This is a genomic window from Faecalicatena sp., assembly GCF_058819085.1.
Genome location: NZ_JBZUUL010000024.1, coordinates 24,713 through 44,903, shown reverse-complemented (window position 1 = coordinate 44,903; position 20,191 = coordinate 24,713). Strand labels below are relative to the sequence as shown.

At 39.2% G+C, this 20,191-nt stretch carries 22 protein-coding genes and 1 pseudogene; 2 read left to right on the top strand and 21 right to left on the bottom strand.

What is annotated here, in order from left to right; genetic code table 11:
• Positions 1–69: 69 nt before the first annotated feature.
• Positions 70–507 carry a MarR family winged helix-turn-helix transcriptional regulator gene (locus tag AC4OGX_RS11555; RefSeq protein WP_493330643.1) on the top strand — a complete coding sequence of 146 codons (438 nt, stop codon included), beginning with the start codon at positions 70–72 and terminating at the stop codon, positions 505–507.
• Between the two features lie 19 nt (positions 508–526).
• A complete protein-coding gene (locus AC4OGX_RS11550; protein ID WP_493330642.1) occupies positions 527–1,585 on the top strand; it encodes an FUSC family protein in 1,059 nt (352 codons plus the stop codon).
• Positions 1,586–1,646: 61 nt separating this feature from the next.
• Here the strand turns inward: AC4OGX_RS11550 and AC4OGX_RS11545 are convergent, their stop codons facing one another.
• The 21 genes and pseudogenes from AC4OGX_RS11545 to AC4OGX_RS11445 all read right to left on the bottom strand — a co-directional run bounded on the left by AC4OGX_RS11545 (position 1,647) and on the right by AC4OGX_RS11445 (position 20,058).
• Complete coding sequence (locus tag AC4OGX_RS11545; protein WP_493330641.1) at positions 1,647–2,084, bottom strand: hypothetical protein; 438 nt, start codon at positions 2,082–2,084, stop codon at positions 1,647–1,649.
• Positions 2,085–2,143: 59 nt separating this feature from the next.
• On the bottom strand, positions 2,144–3,202 hold the full coding sequence (locus tag AC4OGX_RS11540; protein WP_493330640.1) for an endonuclease/exonuclease/phosphatase family protein: 1,059 nt from the start codon (positions 3,200–3,202) through the stop codon (positions 2,144–2,146).
• A gap of 170 nt (positions 3,203–3,372) precedes the next feature.
• Positions 3,373–3,921, bottom strand: a complete 549-nt coding sequence (locus AC4OGX_RS11535; protein ID WP_493330638.1) for a DUF6144 family protein — start codon at positions 3,919–3,921, stop codon at positions 3,373–3,375.
• Positions 3,922–4,085: 164 nt separating this feature from the next.
• On the bottom strand, positions 4,086–4,919 hold the full coding sequence (locus tag AC4OGX_RS11530; protein WP_493330637.1) for an AraC family transcriptional regulator: 834 nt from the start codon (positions 4,917–4,919) through the stop codon (positions 4,086–4,088).
• 196 nt (positions 4,920–5,115) lie between these two features.
• Positions 5,116–5,655, bottom strand: a complete 540-nt coding sequence (locus tag AC4OGX_RS11525; protein WP_493330635.1) for a cysteine hydrolase family protein — start codon at positions 5,653–5,655, stop codon at positions 5,116–5,118.
• Between the two features lie 26 nt (positions 5,656–5,681).
• Positions 5,682–6,542, bottom strand: coding sequence for a PhzF family phenazine biosynthesis protein (locus AC4OGX_RS11520; RefSeq protein ID WP_493330634.1), 861 nt, complete (start codon positions 6,540–6,542; stop codon positions 5,682–5,684).
• A gap of 25 nt (positions 6,543–6,567) precedes the next feature.
• Positions 6,568–7,209, bottom strand: coding sequence for a Vat family streptogramin A O-acetyltransferase (locus AC4OGX_RS11515; protein WP_493330632.1), 642 nt, complete (start codon positions 7,207–7,209; stop codon positions 6,568–6,570).
• A gap of 389 nt (positions 7,210–7,598) precedes the next feature.
• Complete coding sequence (locus AC4OGX_RS11510) at positions 7,599–11,312, bottom strand: YobI family P-loop NTPase (protein WP_493330630.1); 3,714 nt, start codon at positions 11,310–11,312, stop codon at positions 7,599–7,601.
• A 70-nt stretch (positions 11,313–11,382) separates the two neighbouring features.
• On the bottom strand, positions 11,383–11,547 hold the full coding sequence (locus AC4OGX_RS11505; protein ID WP_493330861.1) for an ArsR/SmtB family transcription factor: 165 nt from the start codon (positions 11,545–11,547) through the stop codon (positions 11,383–11,385).
• Between the two features lie 391 nt (positions 11,548–11,938).
• Positions 11,939–12,157: a hypothetical protein gene (locus AC4OGX_RS11500; protein ID WP_493330860.1), complete on the bottom strand. Its 219-nt coding sequence runs from the start codon at positions 12,155–12,157 to the stop codon at positions 11,939–11,941.
• Positions 12,158–12,374: 217 nt separating this feature from the next.
• Positions 12,375–12,503, bottom strand: coding sequence for a hypothetical protein (locus tag AC4OGX_RS11495; RefSeq protein WP_493330629.1), 129 nt, complete (start codon positions 12,501–12,503; stop codon positions 12,375–12,377).
• A 433-nt stretch (positions 12,504–12,936) separates the two neighbouring features.
• On the bottom strand, positions 12,937–13,254 hold the full coding sequence (locus tag AC4OGX_RS11490) for a group II intron maturase-specific domain-containing protein (RefSeq protein ID WP_493330628.1): 318 nt from the start codon (positions 13,252–13,254) through the stop codon (positions 12,937–12,939).
• Positions 13,255–13,304: 50 nt separating this feature from the next.
• Positions 13,305–13,466: a reverse transcriptase domain-containing protein gene (locus AC4OGX_RS11485; protein WP_493330627.1), complete on the bottom strand. Its 162-nt coding sequence runs from the start codon at positions 13,464–13,466 to the stop codon at positions 13,305–13,307.
• A 132-nt stretch (positions 13,467–13,598) separates the two neighbouring features.
• Positions 13,599–13,892, bottom strand: a pseudogene (locus tag AC4OGX_RS11480) (hypothetical protein); the annotation flags it as partial.
• A 16-nt stretch (positions 13,893–13,908) separates the two neighbouring features.
• Complete coding sequence (locus tag AC4OGX_RS11475) at positions 13,909–14,328, bottom strand: hypothetical protein (protein WP_493330625.1); 420 nt, start codon at positions 14,326–14,328, stop codon at positions 13,909–13,911.
• 72 nt (positions 14,329–14,400) lie between these two features.
• On the bottom strand, positions 14,401–15,612 hold the full coding sequence (locus AC4OGX_RS11470) for a hypothetical protein (RefSeq protein WP_493330623.1): 1,212 nt from the start codon (positions 15,610–15,612) through the stop codon (positions 14,401–14,403).
• On the bottom strand, positions 15,596–16,303 hold the full coding sequence (locus tag AC4OGX_RS11465; RefSeq protein WP_493330622.1) for an ATP-binding cassette domain-containing protein: 708 nt from the start codon (positions 16,301–16,303) through the stop codon (positions 15,596–15,598). Before AC4OGX_RS11465 ends, AC4OGX_RS11470 begins: the two co-directional genes overlap by 17 nt.
• Before the next feature lies 1 nt (position 16,304).
• Positions 16,305–16,481, bottom strand: coding sequence for a DUF8582 domain-containing membrane protein (locus tag AC4OGX_RS11460; RefSeq protein ID WP_493330620.1), 177 nt, complete (start codon positions 16,479–16,481; stop codon positions 16,305–16,307).
• Positions 16,482–16,639: 158 nt separating this feature from the next.
• Complete coding sequence (locus AC4OGX_RS11455; RefSeq protein WP_493330618.1) at positions 16,640–17,935, bottom strand: sensor histidine kinase; 1,296 nt, start codon at positions 17,933–17,935, stop codon at positions 16,640–16,642.
• Positions 17,932–18,651: a LytR/AlgR family response regulator transcription factor gene (locus AC4OGX_RS11450; protein ID WP_493330617.1), complete on the bottom strand. Its 720-nt coding sequence runs from the start codon at positions 18,649–18,651 to the stop codon at positions 17,932–17,934. The genes AC4OGX_RS11455 and AC4OGX_RS11450 overlap by 4 nt, the downstream gene beginning before the upstream one ends.
• A gap of 30 nt (positions 18,652–18,681) precedes the next feature.
• Positions 18,682–20,058, bottom strand: a complete 1,377-nt coding sequence (locus tag AC4OGX_RS11445; protein ID WP_493330616.1) for an MATE family efflux transporter — start codon at positions 20,056–20,058, stop codon at positions 18,682–18,684.
• Positions 20,059–20,191 lie beyond the last annotated feature (133 nt).

The window sequence follows — 20,191 nt, the reverse complement described above, 5'->3', positions numbered from 1 at the left end:
ATTGACAGAATTTATAGTTTTCTGTTATACTCCTTTTTAGTTTACATTGTTAACTATATGGAGGCTGTTATGGAAAAACATGAAATCCCGGAGTGGATCCGGCATATGGAGATGATTGAATCCATCCGCTTGTTTGCAAATCTCTATACTCAAAAGACACCAAAAGGCGCCTTTTGTACTGCTCAGGAGGTTGACGCGCTCTTTCGGATCGAGCTGGCAGAAGGGGCTTTAAGTCCACTGGAGCTCAGCAGACAGATGGGGGTCAGTAAGCCTCTAATCAGCAGGCTTACTGACAGTTTGACAGCGAAGCATCTGGTGGAAAAAAGGAGTTCTGAAACGGACCGGCGCAGCTACAGCCTTGTTCTTACCAAAAAGGGGCGGGATACGTTAGAATCGACTTATTATTATTTTATCGAACCGCTGAAAAAGTTAGAAGAAAATCTGGGAAAAGAGCAGTGCCGTGAATTACTACGGCTGATAGACCTTGCTAACGCTGAGGAAACTTAAATATGGAAAGGATGGTAATATGACATTATATCAGGCATTACAATTGAACGCGAAAGGCTCTAAGGATTTGATTCGCAGCACTTCGGATGCGAAGGAGCGCAGAAAGTGGCAGATGGTCTATCTTTTTAAGGTTTTCATTACTGTGGCGTTCTGTTTCTTATTTGTGACGGGATTCAGCCTTATATTTGGCCCTGAGAACAGCATCGCGGGGGTTTCTATCCTGCTGATCCTGTTTCTGGTCAGGCAGGCGGATTTTGGAATCAATATGAAGAGCAGTATCCTGGCGCTTTTCCTTTTGTTTGTGATCCTGGCAGCAGGTCCGAAGGCGGCCTGTCTGGTTCCGCCTGTTGGAGCATTTTTCATCCATCTTATCTGCATTTTTTTGATTACATTACTTGGATGCCACAATATCATCATGTCAAACCATTTTACCTTTGTGCTCAGTTATCTTCTGCTCTCCGGTTATGAGGTATCCGGCAGGGCGTTCCTGCTTCGACTGTCAGCACTGGCTGCCGGGTTTGTTATGTGTGCCCTGATCTTTTACCGAAACCATAGGCAGCAGCATTTTAAACGAGGACTGCGGCACCTGCTGGATGAGCTGGACCTTACTTCTTCCAGAACCCAGTGGCAGATACGGATCAGTCTCGCCGCTTCTTCTGCGATGCTGGCTGCCTCTCTTCTTGGGATCCCGCGGGTGATGTGGATCGGGATCGCGTGTATGTCGATCATGACACCTCTTATCAGGGACTGTACCTACCGGGAGCTTCGGCGCGCACCGTTCAATATCGTGGGCGGACTGCTCTTCCTTGCACTATACCGGATCATGCCGGAAGGACTGCTTCCCTTCATGGGCCTCATCGGCGGAATCTGTGTCGGATTTTCTGCCAGCTATTCCTTTCAGACGATCTTCAATACGCTGGGAGCGCTTTTGATCGCTGCTGAACTGTTCGGGCCTGTACCCGCTGTCATATTGAGAATCTTTGCAAATGCGTTCGCCACGGTATACTGTATCGGGTTTAATGTGATCTGGGAAAAGATCAGGAATTTGAGGTTTTATCACTATAAGAGGAGTATTTAACGGATCATAATTTCTACATAACTGATTGTTTACGATACAGCATTGCGGGAGCAGGATTTTCTTACAGATCGATTTCAAATGGAATTGTAGGCACCCCATCTGAAGCAGGAATGTCATCCTCAAATCCCCATCCTTTTAATTTAAATGGCTCAAGCAAAATGAATTCTGCATCTCTGCCTCCAAAGGCAGCACCTTCGTCAAAAGCACCTGGAAATTTTTCGCAGTAGACCCGGCGTAACTCTTCATTAGAATCCAGCATCGCCGGGCCTAAAAATACTGCTTTTGCTTCTGCAAAAAAAGTTCCAGCAGCAATGCAGCAATTAGGATTCGCTTTCAGCTGTTGAAATTTCAATGAATCAGGAGCTGTGAAAATCAAAACATTTCCTTTATAATCAACCGGACTTACCTGCCGCATGGTAACGCTTTTATCTGATGCTGTAGCAAGTACTACACTCATATCCTTATGAATGATTTCAAAAAATTGTGCGATTCTATCCACTTTTTCTTCTTCCTCCTATTTCTGGAATCCCCCGGGGAATTATGGCCTCTCCAAAGGCTTTATTCTAATACTGCCTCCAGCCTGACAGGCTGATGATCTGTATACTCAAATTCTGTATCGATATTCTCCACTTTACTTACCTTAAGATTATCAGATACGATAAATCCATCCAGCACATACACCTGTGAATCCTCGTAATTGCCGCTGTAAGGTCCGTTTAAAAGCCGGCAGGTGGGTACATTGTCTGAAACTGCAAAGGAAAAGCCCTCAGGGATATCATCTGTTCCAACGACACCCGGAACCCAGTTATCCTGATTGTGGATCGGATATTTCTCCATGCCCTCGAATGTCTGGTTAAAATCTCCGCCTGCGATCACATAATTTCCTTTTTCATATTCATCCTCCAGCTTCTGTGCCAGCATCTTACTCTGTGCGATCTTGCCTTCCCCGCTGTCGTAGGCTTCTAAGTGGAAGTTGATCAGAACCAGTTCTTTATCTGACCCCTTAAGCGGAATCCGCGTTTCCAGCATACAGCGCTTTAAATTACAGGTCTTGACCGGCCAGGTAAAAGATTCCGGCAGCGAGATACGGGATGCCTTTGATACGTTCAGATCAGTCAATGTCACAAGTCCGCTTGTCACCTTTCCGATCGGCGGGAGCGGATAAGGAACAAAGTCACATTTGAAATTGCAGGCAAACATTCCCGGAAGTCCCAGCGCGTTCTCATAATATTTTTGCTCATCAATATGGAAGGAACGTTTGGAGTCCCGATCCACCTCCTGGAGGAAGTAGATATCCGCATCCTGCTTTTCCAGGATCGCAGAGACACCCTTCATATTATGTTCTACCAGTTCCTTACTCTCCGGCTCTACCTTAGAACCGCCGTCCATAAAGAAATCCTCATCCTTGCTCAGTCCCGCATATCCTATGTTGTAGGTCAGGACAGTGAATGAATCCCCAATTTTCATTGTATCTGTCCCATTTCCAGGTTCTACTGCCTCCACGGCATCCGGGCGGTATTCCCGTATGGTCAGGTAACCAACCCCCAGTGCCAGGATCAGAACAAGTCCAAGCACAATTCCCCCGGCGATCCTCAAACCTCTTCTCTTCTTTTTCATGATGTCCACCTCTCTGTATCATACCAGTTTACTGTAAATCCATCCGCCGGACATTGATTATGAACAGCCCGCGGCGTATCTGTTCATGGTTCTGAACAGATATGTATATGTACTTATTTTAGGACAATCTTTACGGTTTGTATAGTAAAAGTTCATTTTATTGCCGAACTTTAATTCCAGACGGGATCATGAAGAATGATTTTCATAAGACAGATGTCATCCCCCATCTTTATACTTTTTAGCAATTCCACATCTACATCACATGCAAATACCTTTTCGAAAAGAACTTTGCTGTAGCCAGTCGTACACAGGCACCACGTAATTGTCTCTAGCTTTCCTACCTCCTCAAGCATCGGGCAGGGACAAAAATCAAACTGTAGAAAGAGTTCGCCATTTTCGCAGAAAAGCCCGGCAGCCTTTGCCTTCTCTGAGCCTGCGAACTCCTCTAAATTCGTGGAAGCATCCTTTAATTCCTTCACAAGCGCAGCTTTTTCATCCATTTCATAACCACATTGACAGTTCATCCGGATTTCCTTTACTGTCTTGTCATCAAATCTGCTCTCCAGGCGGCGCATGGAAGCGTTTACCCACTCTTCATTATTCTCTGCATCCGCCTGCCTTTCTTCGCTATACACCACTTTCATGGCGGTTTCGGTATCGCTTTTAGCCTTTACCGATTCATAAAGAACCTTCTCTTGCATTTTTCTGATATCAAACATAACTTTCCTCCATATTTTTGTTTTTTCCCTCTAACGAATCATATCAGTTCCGTATTCGATTTTTTTACCAGATGTAAAAACGGCCTCCTTTCTATCGAAGCATTTCTAAAACACTTCTTAATTATAGAATGAAAGCCATACATTTGTCTTCTGAATTCTTGCTCTTATTCGATTGGAATACATAAATCCATCAAAACCCTGTGGTTTTCCCGATCAATTTGGCGATAAATGTTCAGACCATAGCGCTGTGACATGCGGCAGCCGCTTTGTGGCAGCCAGACGTTAAAAATCCCCTGCAATGTCTCAAAAATATCTTTGATTTCCCCGTCAAAATGATACACAATCCATCTGCCGCCCTTAAGCCGCATGGTATTGGTCAACTCACAATCTTCTTCCACTGTCATGCAGATATCACAGATACACTGCGCTGAATTTGTAATGGCCGGATCATTGAAAAAACGCTCCACCAGAATGGTTTCCTCCTGTAAATAGGATTTATTAAGATCCAAAAACTGGTACCATCGCCTTTCAAGTTCCACATAATTTCCTATGAACCGCTCATAGAGCACGAAAAGATCTGGAAACTTTTGAATCTCGATCCTGGCGGCATATTCCTCTGCAGTTTTAAAATGGGCAGTCCGGTCAGGAGTAAAGGGAACAGGCATGCTGTGGGTGGGGATAGACTGTCTGAATATAACAGGAGAAACATGATGATGCTTTTTGAATACAAAACTGTAGTTGGAAGCACTGTATCCATAGTCTAATCCGATATCTGTAATTGTTTTTTCACGGTTTATTTTCATATCAACGGCACTCTGATCCACCTTGCAGCGTTTTATGAATGCATAAACAGATTCACCGGTCACCGCCTTGAATATGCGGGAAAAGTGGTATTTCGATATAAAAAAATGGTCCGCCACAGACTCCAGCGATAAATCTTCATCTAAATGCTGCATGATATAGTCAATGCTCTGATTGACAAGTCGATTCCTATCCATATGTCTCCATTCATTTATACTGGCTTAATCAAACCGTTTTCCCCAAAAGCATCAAAGGTGTTGCCTCATTTCGTCTATGCCAATAAACGTCTCGTTTTCGCCAACCTTTTGCACGCAATCCTTTGAAATATATGAAGGAAGCTCATTAAGCAAGTTTTCTGAAACAACCACTTCATAAAAGTATTTTATAATCTCTTTATTGTTCATGGTACACTCTCAAAATAAATTCAAGAGTTTTTTCAAATGAAATACATTCCGCATATCTTCCATTCCACATGAACTCATTATAATATCTATAAGAATTTTCCGCTGTCATATACGCATTATCAAACGTACTGTTTGTATTTGCCGGAACAATCATTTTAAGTCCATGCTCAAAACCACATTTCACTGTTGCATCTATGCAGTAATCTGTTTGCAGCCCTACAATAATAATTGTATCTTCGCCTTTTTCATGTAGATAATCCAACAACCCCGTATCTTTAAAAGCACTGTTTACATTTTTATCGAAAACACGCTCATTTGGCATTGGCTGAAATTCTTCGTAAATTTCATAGCCTAATGTGCCTTTCGTTAATTTCTGTCCAACACCATCATCATGTCTAACATAAATAACTTCTATATTATTATCGCGTGCCTCTTTGATTAGTGTTTTAATACGATATACAAAAGTCTGAAATTCATACAAGTCATTATTCATAATTAAATTTTGAGTATCAACAACCAACAATATCATTCTATTACCTCTCAAATTTCAATTCGTCAGTCCTGCAAGCTGGGATTTACAGTGATTTGATATATTAAATATCCATATCCACCAACATAAACAGAATCAATGATATTCTCATGATAAGAGATATTGACTACAATTCGAGAAATTTCATCCATTGTATATCCTTGTTCAAATATATATCGGGACTTCTTTTCAAAATATTTAAATAGATAGCATGCTAAAGCACAATTTGATGTTCCAGTTGCTGATTCTTCGTTAATACCATATAGTGGAGCAAAATTTCTGCATATTGCTGTTAAATCAGGGGAATTGATTAATGCAAAAGCATGTATACCAACAACATTTGTTTCTTTACTTAATTGTGCTATCATTTCAAGATTAGGTGACATTGTTATTAAATGTTCCTGTGTATCAATAGGAAGCATAATATCCTTTAAGCCAGTAGAAACTATTTGTACTGGAAAATCATGAGAAATATAATTTTTCTCGACACAATCCTGTAATTTGTCCGAATTTAAAACATCAAAGTACACAGGACAATTCTGCTCCATAAATATTAACCCATCTTCCTCGACTTGAATATTAAGAATTCCTGCTTTTGTTTCTATAGTATAATTTCGCTTATCCAATTTATTTAACGACTTAAGAGTGGAGAATACTGCTATTGTAGCATGACCACATAATTGAACTTCTTCTGTTGGAGTAAAATATTGAATCTTGTAATCGGCTAAACATGAATCATCTACAAAAGCAGTTTCAGAATACCCTAACATTTTTGCGATCTTCATTTTCTGTACAGATGATAAATCTGGCCTGTTTAAAACGACCCCTGCCTTATTTCCACCTTTATTATTTTTGCTGAAAGCACTTGTCACATACACACTTACCATGTTTTTCTCCTTACAAATTCAAGATTTATTGTTCAGAAATGTGTCGTACCTGTTCCAAGTCACCACTACATAAAACCTCAAGATTGATAAATATTTTCTCAGGTAACCAGTCCCACCATTTTAATTCCTGTAAATATGAAATAAGTTCATCATCAAATCGTTTTCTTATTATTTGGCAAGGATTTCCACCTGCAATATGGTAGGCAGGAATATCCTTTGCTACAACAGAATTGGCAGCAATGATTGTACCATTACCAATGTGGACTCCTGGCATAATTGTGACATTTTGCCCAATCCAAACATCATTACCAATGACGGTATCTCCTTTTAAAGGCAACTCATCAAGTGTGGGAGTACATTTTTCCCAACCAGCACCCATAATATTAAATGGATATGTGGTAATACTTTTCATTCTGTGATTTGCTCCGTTCATTACAAATTCAATTCCCTTTGCAATGGCACAAAATTTGCCAATAATGAGTTTATCACCGAGAAATTCATAATGATGAGTTACATGCTCTTCAAATTTTTCTGCACCGTTTATATCATCATAATAAGTATAATCGCCCACGATTATATTAGGACGGGTGATTACATTTTTTATGAAACATACACTCTTAATATTCTCATTTGGATAAATTGCATTCGGATTTGGGCCATATTCCATATCCGCCACCTCCTCGTTAAATTTCAATTTATTCCATTTTCTATCATATCACAATATCATTAAAAAGTCCCTACTTTATACACATACTGATATAACGATAGCCCTCTCTTTTAATTTTTTGTGTTTTAATTCTAAAACAACATCCGCCTTTTCTGCTACTGCCAGGGAATGTGTCACAACAACAACGCATTTCCCGAACTGGTGCGCGCTTTCACTGAAAATATCTGTGAGTTCCGAAGCGGTATCCTCATCCAGATTTCCCGTAGGCTCATCCGTAAATTGTACCCGTATCCTCTTATGTCTTTAACTGTATGTACACTTCTGTTCAGAAAAAGGCAGGGCTTTTATATCCTACCTTAATCTCATTTAAATATTACGAAAAATCTCTTTTATCCTTTGATTGCTTTTATCCAGCACACAAGAGCACTCTTTTTCCTCTTTGTTTCCGTAACAGAATCATAGATCTCTTTTTCTTGCAATTTGTAACTTGTAATATATGATACTTCTTGCAATCGTTGAGCAAGCTTTTGACTTTCTTCATTATTAGGCAATTCAACACTATGTTTCTTACTTCTATCGCAAAATCTCGAATACCATTGTGAAAGTTCTGAAAAACAATTTTCAAAGTCAGCCCCTTCTAAAATTGAAAGACATTTAAACATCAAAGTCTTTTTCCCTTTTTCATCTATATATCCCCAAGCTTTTGTAAATACTGTTTTGTTAATCGGCATATTTGAATTAACTAAGTTTGCAGCAATTTGTGAAGTCATATAATTTTCTCCAAAAGTCTCCAAAAGAATTTCTGCGTTGGAAAAATCAAGAACCGGCGAAAGCAATAGTGTTTCTAATAATGTTTCTTTCATTGGAATCTTTTCCATTACCTTCATATATTCCTCTTGATTATACAAAATAAAATCTGGACATAAATCAGGATAGATATCTTTAATTTCACCATATTTATTAACGTCAAAAGGAATACATTTTTTCGTAATCAAAATTCCCACTTTCTGTTTCTCAACCCTCTCTATTGGAATATCAAATTCCAATTCCAACTGAGGTAATAGGTTTACAAAAGCAGAATCGTCAATTGTACTTGTAAGAAGTTCTTCGGCAAACACTTCATTTAAACACTGATTCTCTAAAAGTGTAAGTTGCTCACTATTTGTTTCAATGTATTGAAGTAGTTCCGGAGTAATCTTATATCTGTTCCAATAATATTTGATATTCTCCCATTTCAAGCTTACTTTTCCTTTATCCAATAACTCATCCCAAAGAATTTTCACATCCTTATTAAAATCAGAATCGAACTTGCCACAACATTTAGAAATATCATCCAAGCAAAATTCTTCATGATTGATTATTTTCAAACAGATTTCCGTTTCTTCTGGAGAATTTCCTAACATTCTTTCTAACAAATCCATGATTTGTTCAACATCTTCCTTAGTATTATTAGGAGCTAATATTATTTCCTTCACATACCTTTTCAAATTTTCTCGTATGTATTTAATTAACGGTTCATATCCGAGTGAAATAATGGTTGTAAAATTTCGAGTGTTTAAACCGGAAAGCATTTTATCATCTTCAAATTCTACAATCCTACGTATCATCGTATCATTTAACTCATAGCACTGATTTTCAAAAACATATCTCAAAACTTCCTCCGAGACATTTTCAATAAAAATATTTGTAAAAACAATTCCAAGTGTTTCAATTAAGAAAATCACCTTTTGATCTTGAATGGATGATAACTGTTGTAATATATCTGGATTTGTCTCTATGAAGCAACTTATATTATGCTCATCATTTAACTCAAACAAACGTTCCGCATCTACATTATCGACAAGCAATCTTAAATAAAAAATTTTTCTTTCATACCTTATCGTTATATCTTGAACGATATAATTCCACATATTTGCCCAGCGCATTGCTAATAATTGAATGAGTCTTTTTTTATATTGCGTTTGATCAATAAATTCATCTATAAATTTCCAACTTTCTACTGTTCCATCAGATAATTGTCCAATCAACATCGTTCGTTTTTCAAGGTTCTCTTCTTCAGATAATAAATATTCCAAAAGAATAAAATTGAAAATACTTTTTTGTTCAAATTCATAAAGTTGCAAACACTGTATAACCATTCCGACTTTTGTCAAATTATAATTATATGGCAACTTTTCCATATTTTTTACTGCCAGTATATAATTCATATCTTCTTTTGTAATGCTTGTCCCTTTAAAATAATTGATATAATTTGCGTATTTTTCATCAATGTACCCTCTTCGAATCATAAATACCAGCAATTTATTTTCACTAACTTTTTCAGATAGTACATTATGAACTCCAAATTCTTCTATCAGCTTTTTAAGCGACCAACTCGAAAGTTCGTGTGCATTCTTTTTTAAATCTTCAATTTTATTTTTTATTGAACTAACACCTTTTTCTTGAACAAATTGAAAATTTTTTATTCTTTCATAATAACGTTTAAAGACTTCTTGGAAATCATTTACGGATTTTTCTGACTGATAATTACTCCATGTATAATATTCAATTTTAACAGCCTTTAATTCTTCTAGTTTCGATAATTCGAACGAATCCTCCATTATTCTATCCACTGAATATTTATTCCTATAGCTTTCCTTAATACTGTATGGAACGCCCTGCCAATTCACCATAGCAGCAAGCATGGCTGTTTTAAGTTCTTTTACGTGTTCTAAACAGTCATTGTGATATTTCTCTAATTCCTGTGTAAGCTCATCAATCTCATTTTCCCATTGTATACATTGTCCAGAGATATATCTTTGCTTCTCCTCAAAAGCTTGTTTAACAACTCCCCTCTCCATTTGAAGTTCTGCAAACTCTCGTGGATACAAATTTTTAAAAATAATCAATGCCATCATTGTTTCATCTGATAGTTTAAGGTCCTGGTCAGTACGAATCGTTTCCTTATATACGACAAACTCATTATATATATTCTGCAGGATTCGCATATCTTCAACATATGGAGATACGTCTAATATAAATTCCTGTGAGATTTCATGAATAATCCCTTTCTTTTTAGATTCCTCAAGTTTCTGTAAAAAGATTTCCCCTGAATTTGTAGAATTTATAATTGGGATTACAGGAATAATAAATTCAAAGAACTTTGTTCTGTCTGTATCTGTAAATATATCATCTCTAATAGCATAAACAAAAACGATGCGCCCTTTAATCCCATCGTAGTTGTTCAATAAAGTATTCAATTCTCGAAGATGGATAAAAATAGATGGATTTTCTAAGCGATCTAGGTCCTCAAAAAATACGATTCTATACTTTGTCTCTTCAAAGAAATATACAATCTCATCCATATTTTTATTAAATACAGTTTCCGCTGCAGTTTCAGAATTTTTCACAACTGTCTCTGTTGGCAATTTTACTTCATTTACTTTAAAGCGAAATAGTACCAAACGATATGTTCGGGCTATAATTGCCAATACTCCCACGCAAAAAGCAAGGAAAATACTATTTGAAACCATTCCTTTTAATCCAAATTTTCCACCTGCCTCTTCTATTTTTTCGATTACCATTTGAAAAGTATCTGGAAAAAATATAAATTCTATCACTCCCAAAATCAAAAATATCAAAACTAGATATCCCCAGACACGTTTCCAATTAATTTTGTGTAACTTCCGATATCTACTCTGAGGTATCTTTTTATAATTAACCCTATAAAATAATTGCTTTAAAATTCCTAATTCAATTTCATCTTGTTTCAATGAAATTTTCTTAGGATTCCCGTTCTCATCAGTTTCATTTTCAACAAAAGTTGCCATTGAAACACGTAGAGAGTTCCTTCTAATAATTCTATGTTTTTTCAAATATGTATCAATGATACTACTCTTGCCCGCACCGTATGGACCTGCTAATGCAATATTTTTAACTTTCTCTTTCTTTACCGCCCAATGTAATGCCTTTAAATATTCAGATCCATTTTCAATATCATCAATAGGCGCCAAATCTGTAAATTCATTTTTCTTTTTCTCTTGTATTCTTCTATTTATTACTTCACGAATTTTCTCAAAAAGTGTTAGCGTAGAAATCCCTCCCTCAAACTTAACTTGTAACACTATTGTATCATGAAATATCTAAATAACAAAATAGAAAAGTCTTACTTTTCACGGCTCGATGCAACAATTTTTACTCCGCCATATCAGCTAATTTGTAGTAAACTTTTTTGCCTTCCCTACGGCCGGTAATAAGTCCTCTTTTATTTAAGCTACGCAAGTGATGGGAAATCGCCGGATCGCTCATCTGGATGGTAGCGGCAAGATTGCAGACACATTCTCCACTATGACATAGCAGCCACTATATCCTCAGACGTATAGGATCCCCCAACTGCTGAAACAGAAAGGAATTTGTTTGGAAATCTTGAATGAAAGGCATTTTATCCAAAACCTTATGAATATTTTGTCCATGATTGTAAGGTAAATTATAATGTGGCATATCAACGTCTCCTTCTTGAAAACAGGATAACCGTAAACCATAAATCTGTCAATAAAACATACGAATGGAGAAGAGTAGTAATTGAAGATGGAACCATAAATTCTTCCCCCACATCAGTTACCACGACAGAAATCCCAGGAAATTATTCCCCCTGGGACGGTCGAGTAGACAAGTGGCTCACGCCACAAGCCCTTCACAGAACTATACATGCATCTTTCACGCATACGGCTCTTCATAGTAATATTCGCTTCTAGAATAACCTAACATATATCTTTGGTTTGGCAAGGGGATAGACTTTCAACATATCCGAACCCCCTTCCCATGTATAGCTTTTCATCTGACTTCGTCTGTTTAAAGCTTTGCATAAGTATCTCTTTGTGTAGTGCAGAAAAGAACCTATCTTGTAACTATTGAAAGATACTCCATAGTATCTATAGTGTCCTACAAGCTTCTTATTCAATTTAGCTATTAGTTCTTTTACTGGCAGGTCATTGTTTTCATGTAACCATTCTTTTACAGTCTTTCGCTTCTGTACATATTTCTTTGAACTGGTCTTCAGCTTTATACAGAAGTTTCCACTTTTTCTGCCTTTTCCACAGTAGAAGGTGAGTTCCAGAAAATCAAATTCTCTGGTTTTCTCATTCCTCTTCGTTTACAGTTACTTTCTGCAAACTTTCCAAACGCTATCAGTCGGCTAGTTCAAGATTGAATTTTCTCAGTCTTGCTTTCAGCATAGCATAGTACTTCTCTGCATCTGCCTTATATTGAAATTCTTCAATAAAGTCATCTGCATAAACTGCTAGAAAACTTGCCATCCAATTCCTTATGACACTGCTTGAGCATTTCAACATTGATTAAATGATACAGAGATGTGAACTCTGGCTTGAGCGTAGTTGCCGATATTTCTGCTATTCTCTCTAATTTTGTTCCCATCAATACCTCCGTTCCTGAGCACGGTTGATGTGTCCTCAGAAAGACCGTTACTATGTAGTCCGCTTCCCTCCGCTGGTATTACCCAGTTTCATCAGTGTCGGGTAGGAGTGTTTCCTTACGGTTACACCCTCACCAAAGAACGGAACGTGCGGCTTTCACCGCATTCCGCTCACGCATCTATAACACATAATAACCTATTTGCGCGGCTTAATTGGAACATATCGCTTTCCTTCTGTTAAATCGATGATTCTTGGCTCGATTTTTAAAGTATTTCTGGTCCAGAAATGGATTCTTATCAAGCGCCATATACCCTTTTCAGACAATCGGCATATCCATCATCCAAAATAGGATGTTCTTATCTGTCATGAATGTCCATTTTCTTCCCTTATGTATTTTCCAGTATTTATCGACAATCCAGTGTTTGCTTTTGTTGGAATGTCTGCGCTTCGCCCATCTCCACAGCATTTCCCATATGCGGTGGTCTACTGTGCTGAAACATTTTTTTGCACAAGTGGCGTGATGATAGTTCGCCCATCCGCGGGTAACCTCATTTAACTTTCTGATTAAGATTTCTTGCTTCACCGTTTGGTTGTTCTTAATCAGCTCACTGACTTTCTGTGTGATTTTGTTCATGGATTTGTGGGATGGTTTAATGATTAGTTTTCCTTTGAACTTTCGAAAGTTCAAAGGAAAACTAATCCCTTATCTATATGGGTAATTAGCGTTTTCTCCTTTGATAAAGTCAGCCCTCTTGGCTTTAAGAAGTCTTCGATCCGCAACTTGATATCTTCTAATGTTTCTTTATCCGATACTGTGACTATAAAATCATCCGCAAACCTCACCATATGGACTTTATGATTATTTTATTAAAAAATACCCCTATCAGAATAAGCCGATTTTTGTCCAAATGCTCACAGCCAGAAATAAGAAAGCCGATACAAGCACTATGTCTTGAACCGGCCTTCTTCTATGATTTGTTAGATTCTTTTAGAAAGGATACCTCTCTCAGCATCTGATACTCCAAGAGCAGTCATTGCCTGTTCTGCTGACAATCCAAGGTTTTTCATTAAATTCTTAATAGCCCCTAATAATGTAAGGATATTTTGTTCAGCAGCAGTTTCTTTTCTCATATCCTCCATCGCTCTGCACATAACTTCCACTCCTTTCGCATCTTCTTTAAAGTAACGTACTCGATCAGCTAAAATTTTATAATGCATATCTTTCGCATCCGTGCAGGAAAAATCATGCATCAGTTTACCAAGTTCTGTTTCTTCATAAATCCTCGTTTTATTTCTGCTCCTGCTCTTCTTTTAAAGCTGCTATACGAGTAGAATCTACATAATGTGTCGCATATGCCTTTTCTATTTCTGCTTTTCCACTTTTACTGAACCGCAGCGGATATACCGGCTTGTGCCCCTGTCCGGTTTTCTTTTTTGTGCCCCATTTCTTATAATAGCAAAACGATGGCTTTAATCCAGCCTGGTCAGCATAACACCGTATCTGTTTCATAAGGAAGGAAAGCTGACGGAGATTACAGGTACAGACAGCTTCCAGATATGGGGTTTTCCCAAATCTCCACTCATCATATTTCTGTTTTTGCAGGATTCCCACATCCATCAGGACATCCACTGGTGCGGCATACCCTCTTTTCATACACTGCTGATCAATAGAATTATGTACTTTCCCAATCAGTTCCCCGTCTTTCATTCTCGTTCTCCTTTGGTTCATATATGCCCATTATAAATCATAGGAATGGAAAAGGAAACATGAAAAAATTGTCTAGCCCCTCCGGCATTGCATCAACAGCACTGTAATTTCAACGGCCAGTAAAATAAGCAGTACAAATACGATCACCGGTAATGTTCCAACTACTCCTGCCAGTAAAAGCATAGCCGCAGGTACTATATATTTTCTGGGGTGGTGCCATAAATCGCTTTCAATTTTCCACCCATGAATGGGGAAAAACCATTCCAAAAGAACGGAAAAGACTGCACTTTGCATGGCAAAGAAAACAGCTTCTGCCATCATCTGAACGCTAACGCCCCCTATCTGGATTTGCCAGCTGCAAAGGAAAATCACATCTGCGGTTATATTACATAAAAAAATGAAGAAACAATAAGGAATGCAAAACGTTTTCTTTTGACCGGGCAGAAAACGCACTGCCTGCTCTAAAGCATGGTCGCATGATAGTAAAATACAGATCGGCGTATTTAAAGAAAGGATCGCAAAGCCAATCGGGATAACAAACAGGCTTTCCATCTGTTTGAAAAGTAAAGGAAGGGCACAAGCTGCACACCACATAATCACGGTATTCATGAAATAGTTTTTATGATATTTCATATAACGAAAGAAATACATCCAGACAGAATGATACTTAAGTCCCTTTACAGTTGAGCTGCTTTCGTTTTCCGGAAGATAGAAAGCGTATCCGTCGGCACTTTGTAACAATAGAAATGCTAAAGTGCTGTTGGCTGATATCACAGGAATAAACCACGGTTTATCCCACCCCAAAAAGAGAGCCGCAAGCACAGCAGCAGTCCAAAAAATCCCTAGATACCATTCTCTTTTCAGAGAGAAAATGGCGGCAGTCATAAGGATTGCATTGACCGCGCAAAGAATACAGCCTAAAATTTCTGTCAGGTTCCATGCCGACACAGCCAGTAAAACCGCCAGCAGAGCCGATGTTTTCATCAGAAAGGTATAAATCCCCATTGCGGCCAGATAGGAACAAACAAATTTCCGCCCTTCAAAGGGCATCATAATCATATTCTGCATATGAACAGCGTTATCCTCCGAAGAAAGAACCTGCCACATCACACCTGCGGTAAAGGTACTTACCATGAGATATAGAATAAATGGTGCGATCCGTACTTGAAAACCGGCAATATATAGTCCCCAAAACATGATCAGATCGATGAAAATTGTCCGTGTCAGCCGCTCATATTTTACACCAAATAATTTTTTTGAAAAGGCCTTAAACATCATTTTCATAGCGCAGTGCCTCCCGAATGCCTGTAGCGTTAACCTGTCCGTTTTCAAAGGTCTGGCGGATCTGCCCATCCTCCAGGACAAATACACGGTCAGAAGTCAGTGTGATACTTTCCAGAATGTGAGAAGAAAACAGGACGGTACCATATTCCTTATAACCTGAAATTTGCTTATATAGATATTCCGTACTTTCGAAATCCAATCCATTTACCGGCTCATCAAGCAAAAGCAATTCTGGTTTTAGTGCAAAAGCAGTGATCAAAAAAGCTTTTTTCCGGTTGCCGGTCGAAAGGTCTTTTAATAGAACATCTGCATGATCTTCAAAATGAAATCCGTGTATCAGTTCTGATACATCAGGTAATGTCTTCTTATATGCCGCGAAAACATAAGACAGGTATTCGCGGAAGGTAAAATACGGAAAGGAATTGTCCTCAGCAAACACGGTATATCGGCAAAATTTAAAATCCCGTTCTCTCAATTTTATAGAGCGTCCATGAAACCAAATACCATTGGAAGAAAAAGTGGGAAGCAGACCTGAGAGCACTTTCAGGAAGGTCGTTTTCCCGGCACCATTTAGTCCGATCAATCCCACAGCCTCATGATCTGCCAGCTCTAAAGAAAGTGACCTAAGTACCATTTTTTCACTGTCGTACCATGCATTTAAATTTTTTATCGTCAGCAGAGGTGTATTCATTTTACCTTCCCCCTTTGTGATCCTTTTCCTTTTTCCATGCAGTATAAGACGAATAAAGGAACACTCCACCTAAAATGACATAAAGAACCGCCATTTCAAAATTACCTGATACCCCGCTTATGATAGCCGCTGCCAGCCAGATCAAACCTATAATTCCACGAATATAAACATGACGCATAATCTTTACCTCCTCTTTAAATGAATCTTTATTTGTTTTATGTCTATAGCATAACTTAAAAAGTGCAGCTATACGGAAGTGTCCGTAAACGGTAGGTTTTTGACCACGAAAAAGCTGCAGGGCGTTCGATCTGCCTTGCAGCTTATGATAAGTTTTTATTAAGCGGATACTTTCTGATAGGATAAAGTGGCAACAGCCCTAAAGATATGGTCTGTATAAGATGTCTGCACCATTCCGTCGTATTTTTCGGCGGCAGTCCGGGCGCTTTTCAGTCCCCACCCATGCAGTCCGTTTCCGGCTTTTGAAGTTTTCAACACTCCATCCTGTTTTTCAGGCGGCGTTAAAAAACTGTTTTCCACCTTTATAATGAGCATTTGATTGATACGGCGAATAGTAAGCCTCATAAATCTCTGTTCAAAAACCGGTATCTGCTTTGCAGCTTCCAGTGCATTATCCAGCAGATTTCCAAGTATAGCGCACAAATCTGCGCTTCTAAGATTTGTATGGCGGGGAAATTCTACTTGTACCTGGTACTTTATCCCATACTCCTCTGCGGTTACAGCTTTACTGTTTATGAGATAGTCTATGGTCTCATCGCCTGTCCAAACTGTATCCGTCATTTCCTTTACAGGTGTCTGCAGCTCGTCCAGATATTGCATTGCTTCCTCCGACTTACTATGTGAAAGCAGCTGGCGCAGCACACCAATATGATTATGAAAATCATGAAACAGTTTCGCATTGATTGCGTAAGCGTTGCTCAGGGTGGTATAATCACGCTCCAATAGCTCCGCCTGTTCCGATTTTAACCTTGCCAGTTCCCTTTCCACTTCATACTGCCTGTTCATATTAAACACCAAAACAGACATCATTAAAACAACCGCCAGAATCGTCCACATATCTAAAGTATCATCAGCAATGGTAAGAACAGTCTGCTCAGATAAGGTGATCACTGCCACAAAACCTATAAGGACAATCACAGAAGCCAGGCGGAATGCTTCTTTTCCGGCCATATTCGGGCGTTTCAAAAGATACCATATGAGAGCAGTCAAAAACACATGGAAACACCAGACCGCAATTTGTCCATATCCCGTTCTGTAGTCTAAAAAGGCCGGAGAAGAAAATATCACACCGAACCACGCAGCAAAAAGGAATTGCCAAAATGTAACAGCAATCTCATAAAAAATCCCCACAAACAGGCTCATCCGTGTATCTGCTTCCTGAAAGTAATGGGCACAAACTGCGATCAAAACAGTTTCTAATATCATACGGTAAAAGTCCGGCGATCCTGTCACGGAAAGTAGGACAGAACTCGCTGCTGCACCGGCCAAAACTGCCGCTATACTTTTCTTTTCAGGTTTTTGGGAAGAAAGCAGCCGGAAAATGAGGAACAGACAGATAATAGAGCGTACACTGCCTGCAATAAAGTTTGAGAATAACATAAACCAGTCCGTCATATGTGCGCCCCCCAATAATTGTTAATCTGTGCTTTCACCTCTTGTAAATGTGTGCGGCTTATGGGGAGTGACACACCATTTTTCAGAACAGCCATACCGTCTTTGATCTGCATGATATGTATCATATTCACGATACAGCCCCGGTCGATATAGATAAACTCTTCTGCGTTCAATTCGGTGTAAACCTGGCTCAGACTTTTCCGCACCTTAGATACTCCGCCGACAGCGGAAATGCTTGCATTTTTCCCGTCCCTCTCGATATAATAAATCTCTTTATAGGGGATTCTTTCAAAGCGGCTGTTGGTTTGAATGGTATAGGTTTTTCCATCCTCCAGCTCAATCAGTTTAATTGCGTCTTGTATAGCAGGGAACAGCCGATTATCGATATCATTTTTCGGGACATATCGAAAAATAGATAGTTCAAAAGCGTCGATTGCATATTCTATGTGTGAAGTAATAAAAATAATCTTCACATTCGGCAGACAGGGCTTTATTTTTTCTGCGATCTCCATTCCGGTAATTCCCGGCATTTCTATGTCCAACAAGATCAGATCGAAGAAAAATTGATCTTCTGTAATATCATAAAGCAGATTCTCACTGGTAGTATAGGCAGTTATTTCACCGGCACTGCCGCATTGTAATAAGCAGTTTTTTACAATCTTTTTATGTATTGCAACTGCGCTGTTGTCATCATCACAAATTGCTATGCGTAACATTTTATCACCTCGCTTGTAGGCACTATTATACTACCTTTTCAGTGAGTTCTCAATGAACATATGCTCTTCTCCAAGTGATGTCTCAAACTTTACCCCCATCACTACCGTGACAGCAGCCGAGAGTATGTCCGCGACTGGCTGTACATAGAGGATCCCGTTTACGCCAAAGAGAAGTGGAAGGATCAGGATCGCCGGTACAAAGCAGATCCCCTGTCTGCATGTTCCAAGAATCATTCCCTCTTTCGCCTTCCCAAGAGCAAGAAACAAGGATGAATGTACGGTATAAAATCCAAACAGCATAAAGGACAGTCCGTTGGCCCGCAATGCGCGTGTACCGATACGAATCATCTCCATATCTCCATTTGTAAACTGTGAAATGATCGGTTTTGCAAATACTGCTGCGATGAATCCGAAGAAGACACAGAACATCGTGGACCATATGATGGATGTACGGATCGCTTCTTTTAAACGAGAATAATTTTTCGCGCCATAGCTGTAACCTGCGATGGGCTGGAATCCCTTGATGAACCCGAATACCATCAGACTTCCCATAGAGATCAGTCTTGTCACCGCGCCCATGCCTGCGATGACAGAATCGCCGTATGCTTTTGCCTTCATATTGATCAGTGCCACAGCCAGACTGGTCAGCAGCTGGAAAATCAGTGTGGGAATCCCTATTTTCAGGATCTCCGACAGAATCTCTTTTGAAAAACTACAGGCCCGGATTCGGAAAGTAAAAGCGCTTTTTCCTTTCAGGATATAGCACAGATAGACCATTGTGGATACCATCTGTGAAATAGCTGTTGCAACGGCTGCGCCTAAAACTCCAAGATTCAAAACATTAATAAAGACAGGATCCAAAACCATATTCAGGACCGCTCCGGTCATCAGTGCGCCCATGGTTGTCCTGGCGGCCCCCTCTCCTGTCACAATATTGTTCATCGCAACATTAAAGATATTGAAAATAGATGAAATGATGTAGATCCTTGCATAAGTCTGAGCATACGGTAGAATGCTGGACGTGGCCCCGAGAAGCTTTAAGATCGGATTCAGGAAAATAACCGCGCACACGATCAGCATGATCCCGGTTAAAATACTGCCATATATGGCGGTACTCACGACCTTATCCGCCTTCTCCTTCTCGCCTTTTCCCAGCAGTCTGGATACTGCAGATGCTGCTCCGCTCCCAAACAGCAGTCCCAGGCCCACCACGACCTGCCCCAACGGGAAGGTAACGGTGATCGCTCCCATCTGGCTGGTTCCCAGTCCTCCTACAAAATAGGCATCTACCAGGTTGTATAACGCATTGATCATCATACCGATCATGGTCGGAATCCCCATTGCCAGCAGTGCTTTTGGAATCGGTGCAGATCCCAGCAGTTCCATTTTTTTATTCTGTCCACTCATAACAGACTCTCCTTTCGCTTGACACGAGTAATGAAATATATTACTATAAATTATAGTATTCAGTTGCACGGCATATACTACTATAATTTATAGTATATGTCAAGCTTTTTACTATACTTTATAGTAATTATTT

Coding starts and splice junctions, on each gene's coding strand:
- AC4OGX_RS11555 (WP_493330643.1), top strand. CDS start 70: ATGGAAAAACATGAAATCCCGGAGTGGATCCGGCATATGGAGATGATT.
- AC4OGX_RS11550 (WP_493330642.1), top strand. CDS start 527: ATGACATTATATCAGGCATTACAATTGAACGCGAAAGGCTCTAAGGAT.
- AC4OGX_RS11540 (WP_493330640.1), bottom strand. CDS start 3,202: ATGAAAAAGAAGAGAAGAGGTTTGAGGATCGCCGGGGGAATTGTGCTT.
- AC4OGX_RS11535 (WP_493330638.1), bottom strand. CDS start 3,921: ATGTTTGATATCAGAAAAATGCAAGAGAAGGTTCTTTATGAATCGGTA.
- AC4OGX_RS11530 (WP_493330637.1), bottom strand. CDS start 4,919: ATGGATAGGAATCGACTTGTCAATCAGAGCATTGACTATATCATGCAG.
- AC4OGX_RS11525 (WP_493330635.1), bottom strand. CDS start 5,655: ATGATATTGTTGGTTGTTGATACTCAAAATTTAATTATGAATAATGAC.
- AC4OGX_RS11520 (WP_493330634.1), bottom strand. CDS start 6,542: ATGGTAAGTGTGTATGTGACAAGTGCTTTCAGCAAAAATAATAAAGGT.
- AC4OGX_RS11515 (WP_493330632.1), bottom strand. CDS start 7,209: ATGGAATATGGCCCAAATCCGAATGCAATTTATCCAAATGAGAATATT.
- AC4OGX_RS11495 (WP_493330629.1), bottom strand. CDS start 12,503: ATGGCAAGTTTTCTAGCAGTTTATGCAGATGACTTTATTGAAGAATTT.
- AC4OGX_RS11490 (WP_493330628.1), bottom strand. CDS start 13,254: ATGAACAAAATCACACAGAAAGTCAGTGAGCTGATTAAGAACAACCAA.
- AC4OGX_RS11485 (WP_493330627.1), bottom strand. CDS start 13,466: ATGGTGAGGTTTGCGGATGATTTTATAGTCACAGTATCGGATAAAGAA.
- AC4OGX_RS11475 (WP_493330625.1), bottom strand. CDS start 14,328: ATGAAAGACGGGGAACTGATTGGGAAAGTACATAATTCTATTGATCAG.
- AC4OGX_RS11470 (WP_493330623.1), bottom strand. CDS start 15,612: ATGAAAATGATGTTTAAGGCCTTTTCAAAAAAATTATTTGGTGTAAAA.
- AC4OGX_RS11465 (WP_493330622.1), bottom strand. CDS start 16,303: ATGAATACACCTCTGCTGACGATAAAAAATTTAAATGCATGGTACGAC.
- AC4OGX_RS11460 (WP_493330620.1), bottom strand. CDS start 16,481: ATGCGTCATGTTTATATTCGTGGAATTATAGGTTTGATCTGGCTGGCA.
- AC4OGX_RS11455 (WP_493330618.1), bottom strand. CDS start 17,935: ATGACGGACTGGTTTATGTTATTCTCAAACTTTATTGCAGGCAGTGTA.
- AC4OGX_RS11450 (WP_493330617.1), bottom strand. CDS start 18,651: ATGTTACGCATAGCAATTTGTGATGATGACAACAGCGCAGTTGCAATA.
- AC4OGX_RS11445 (WP_493330616.1), bottom strand. CDS start 20,058: ATGAGTGGACAGAATAAAAAAATGGAACTGCTGGGATCTGCACCGATT.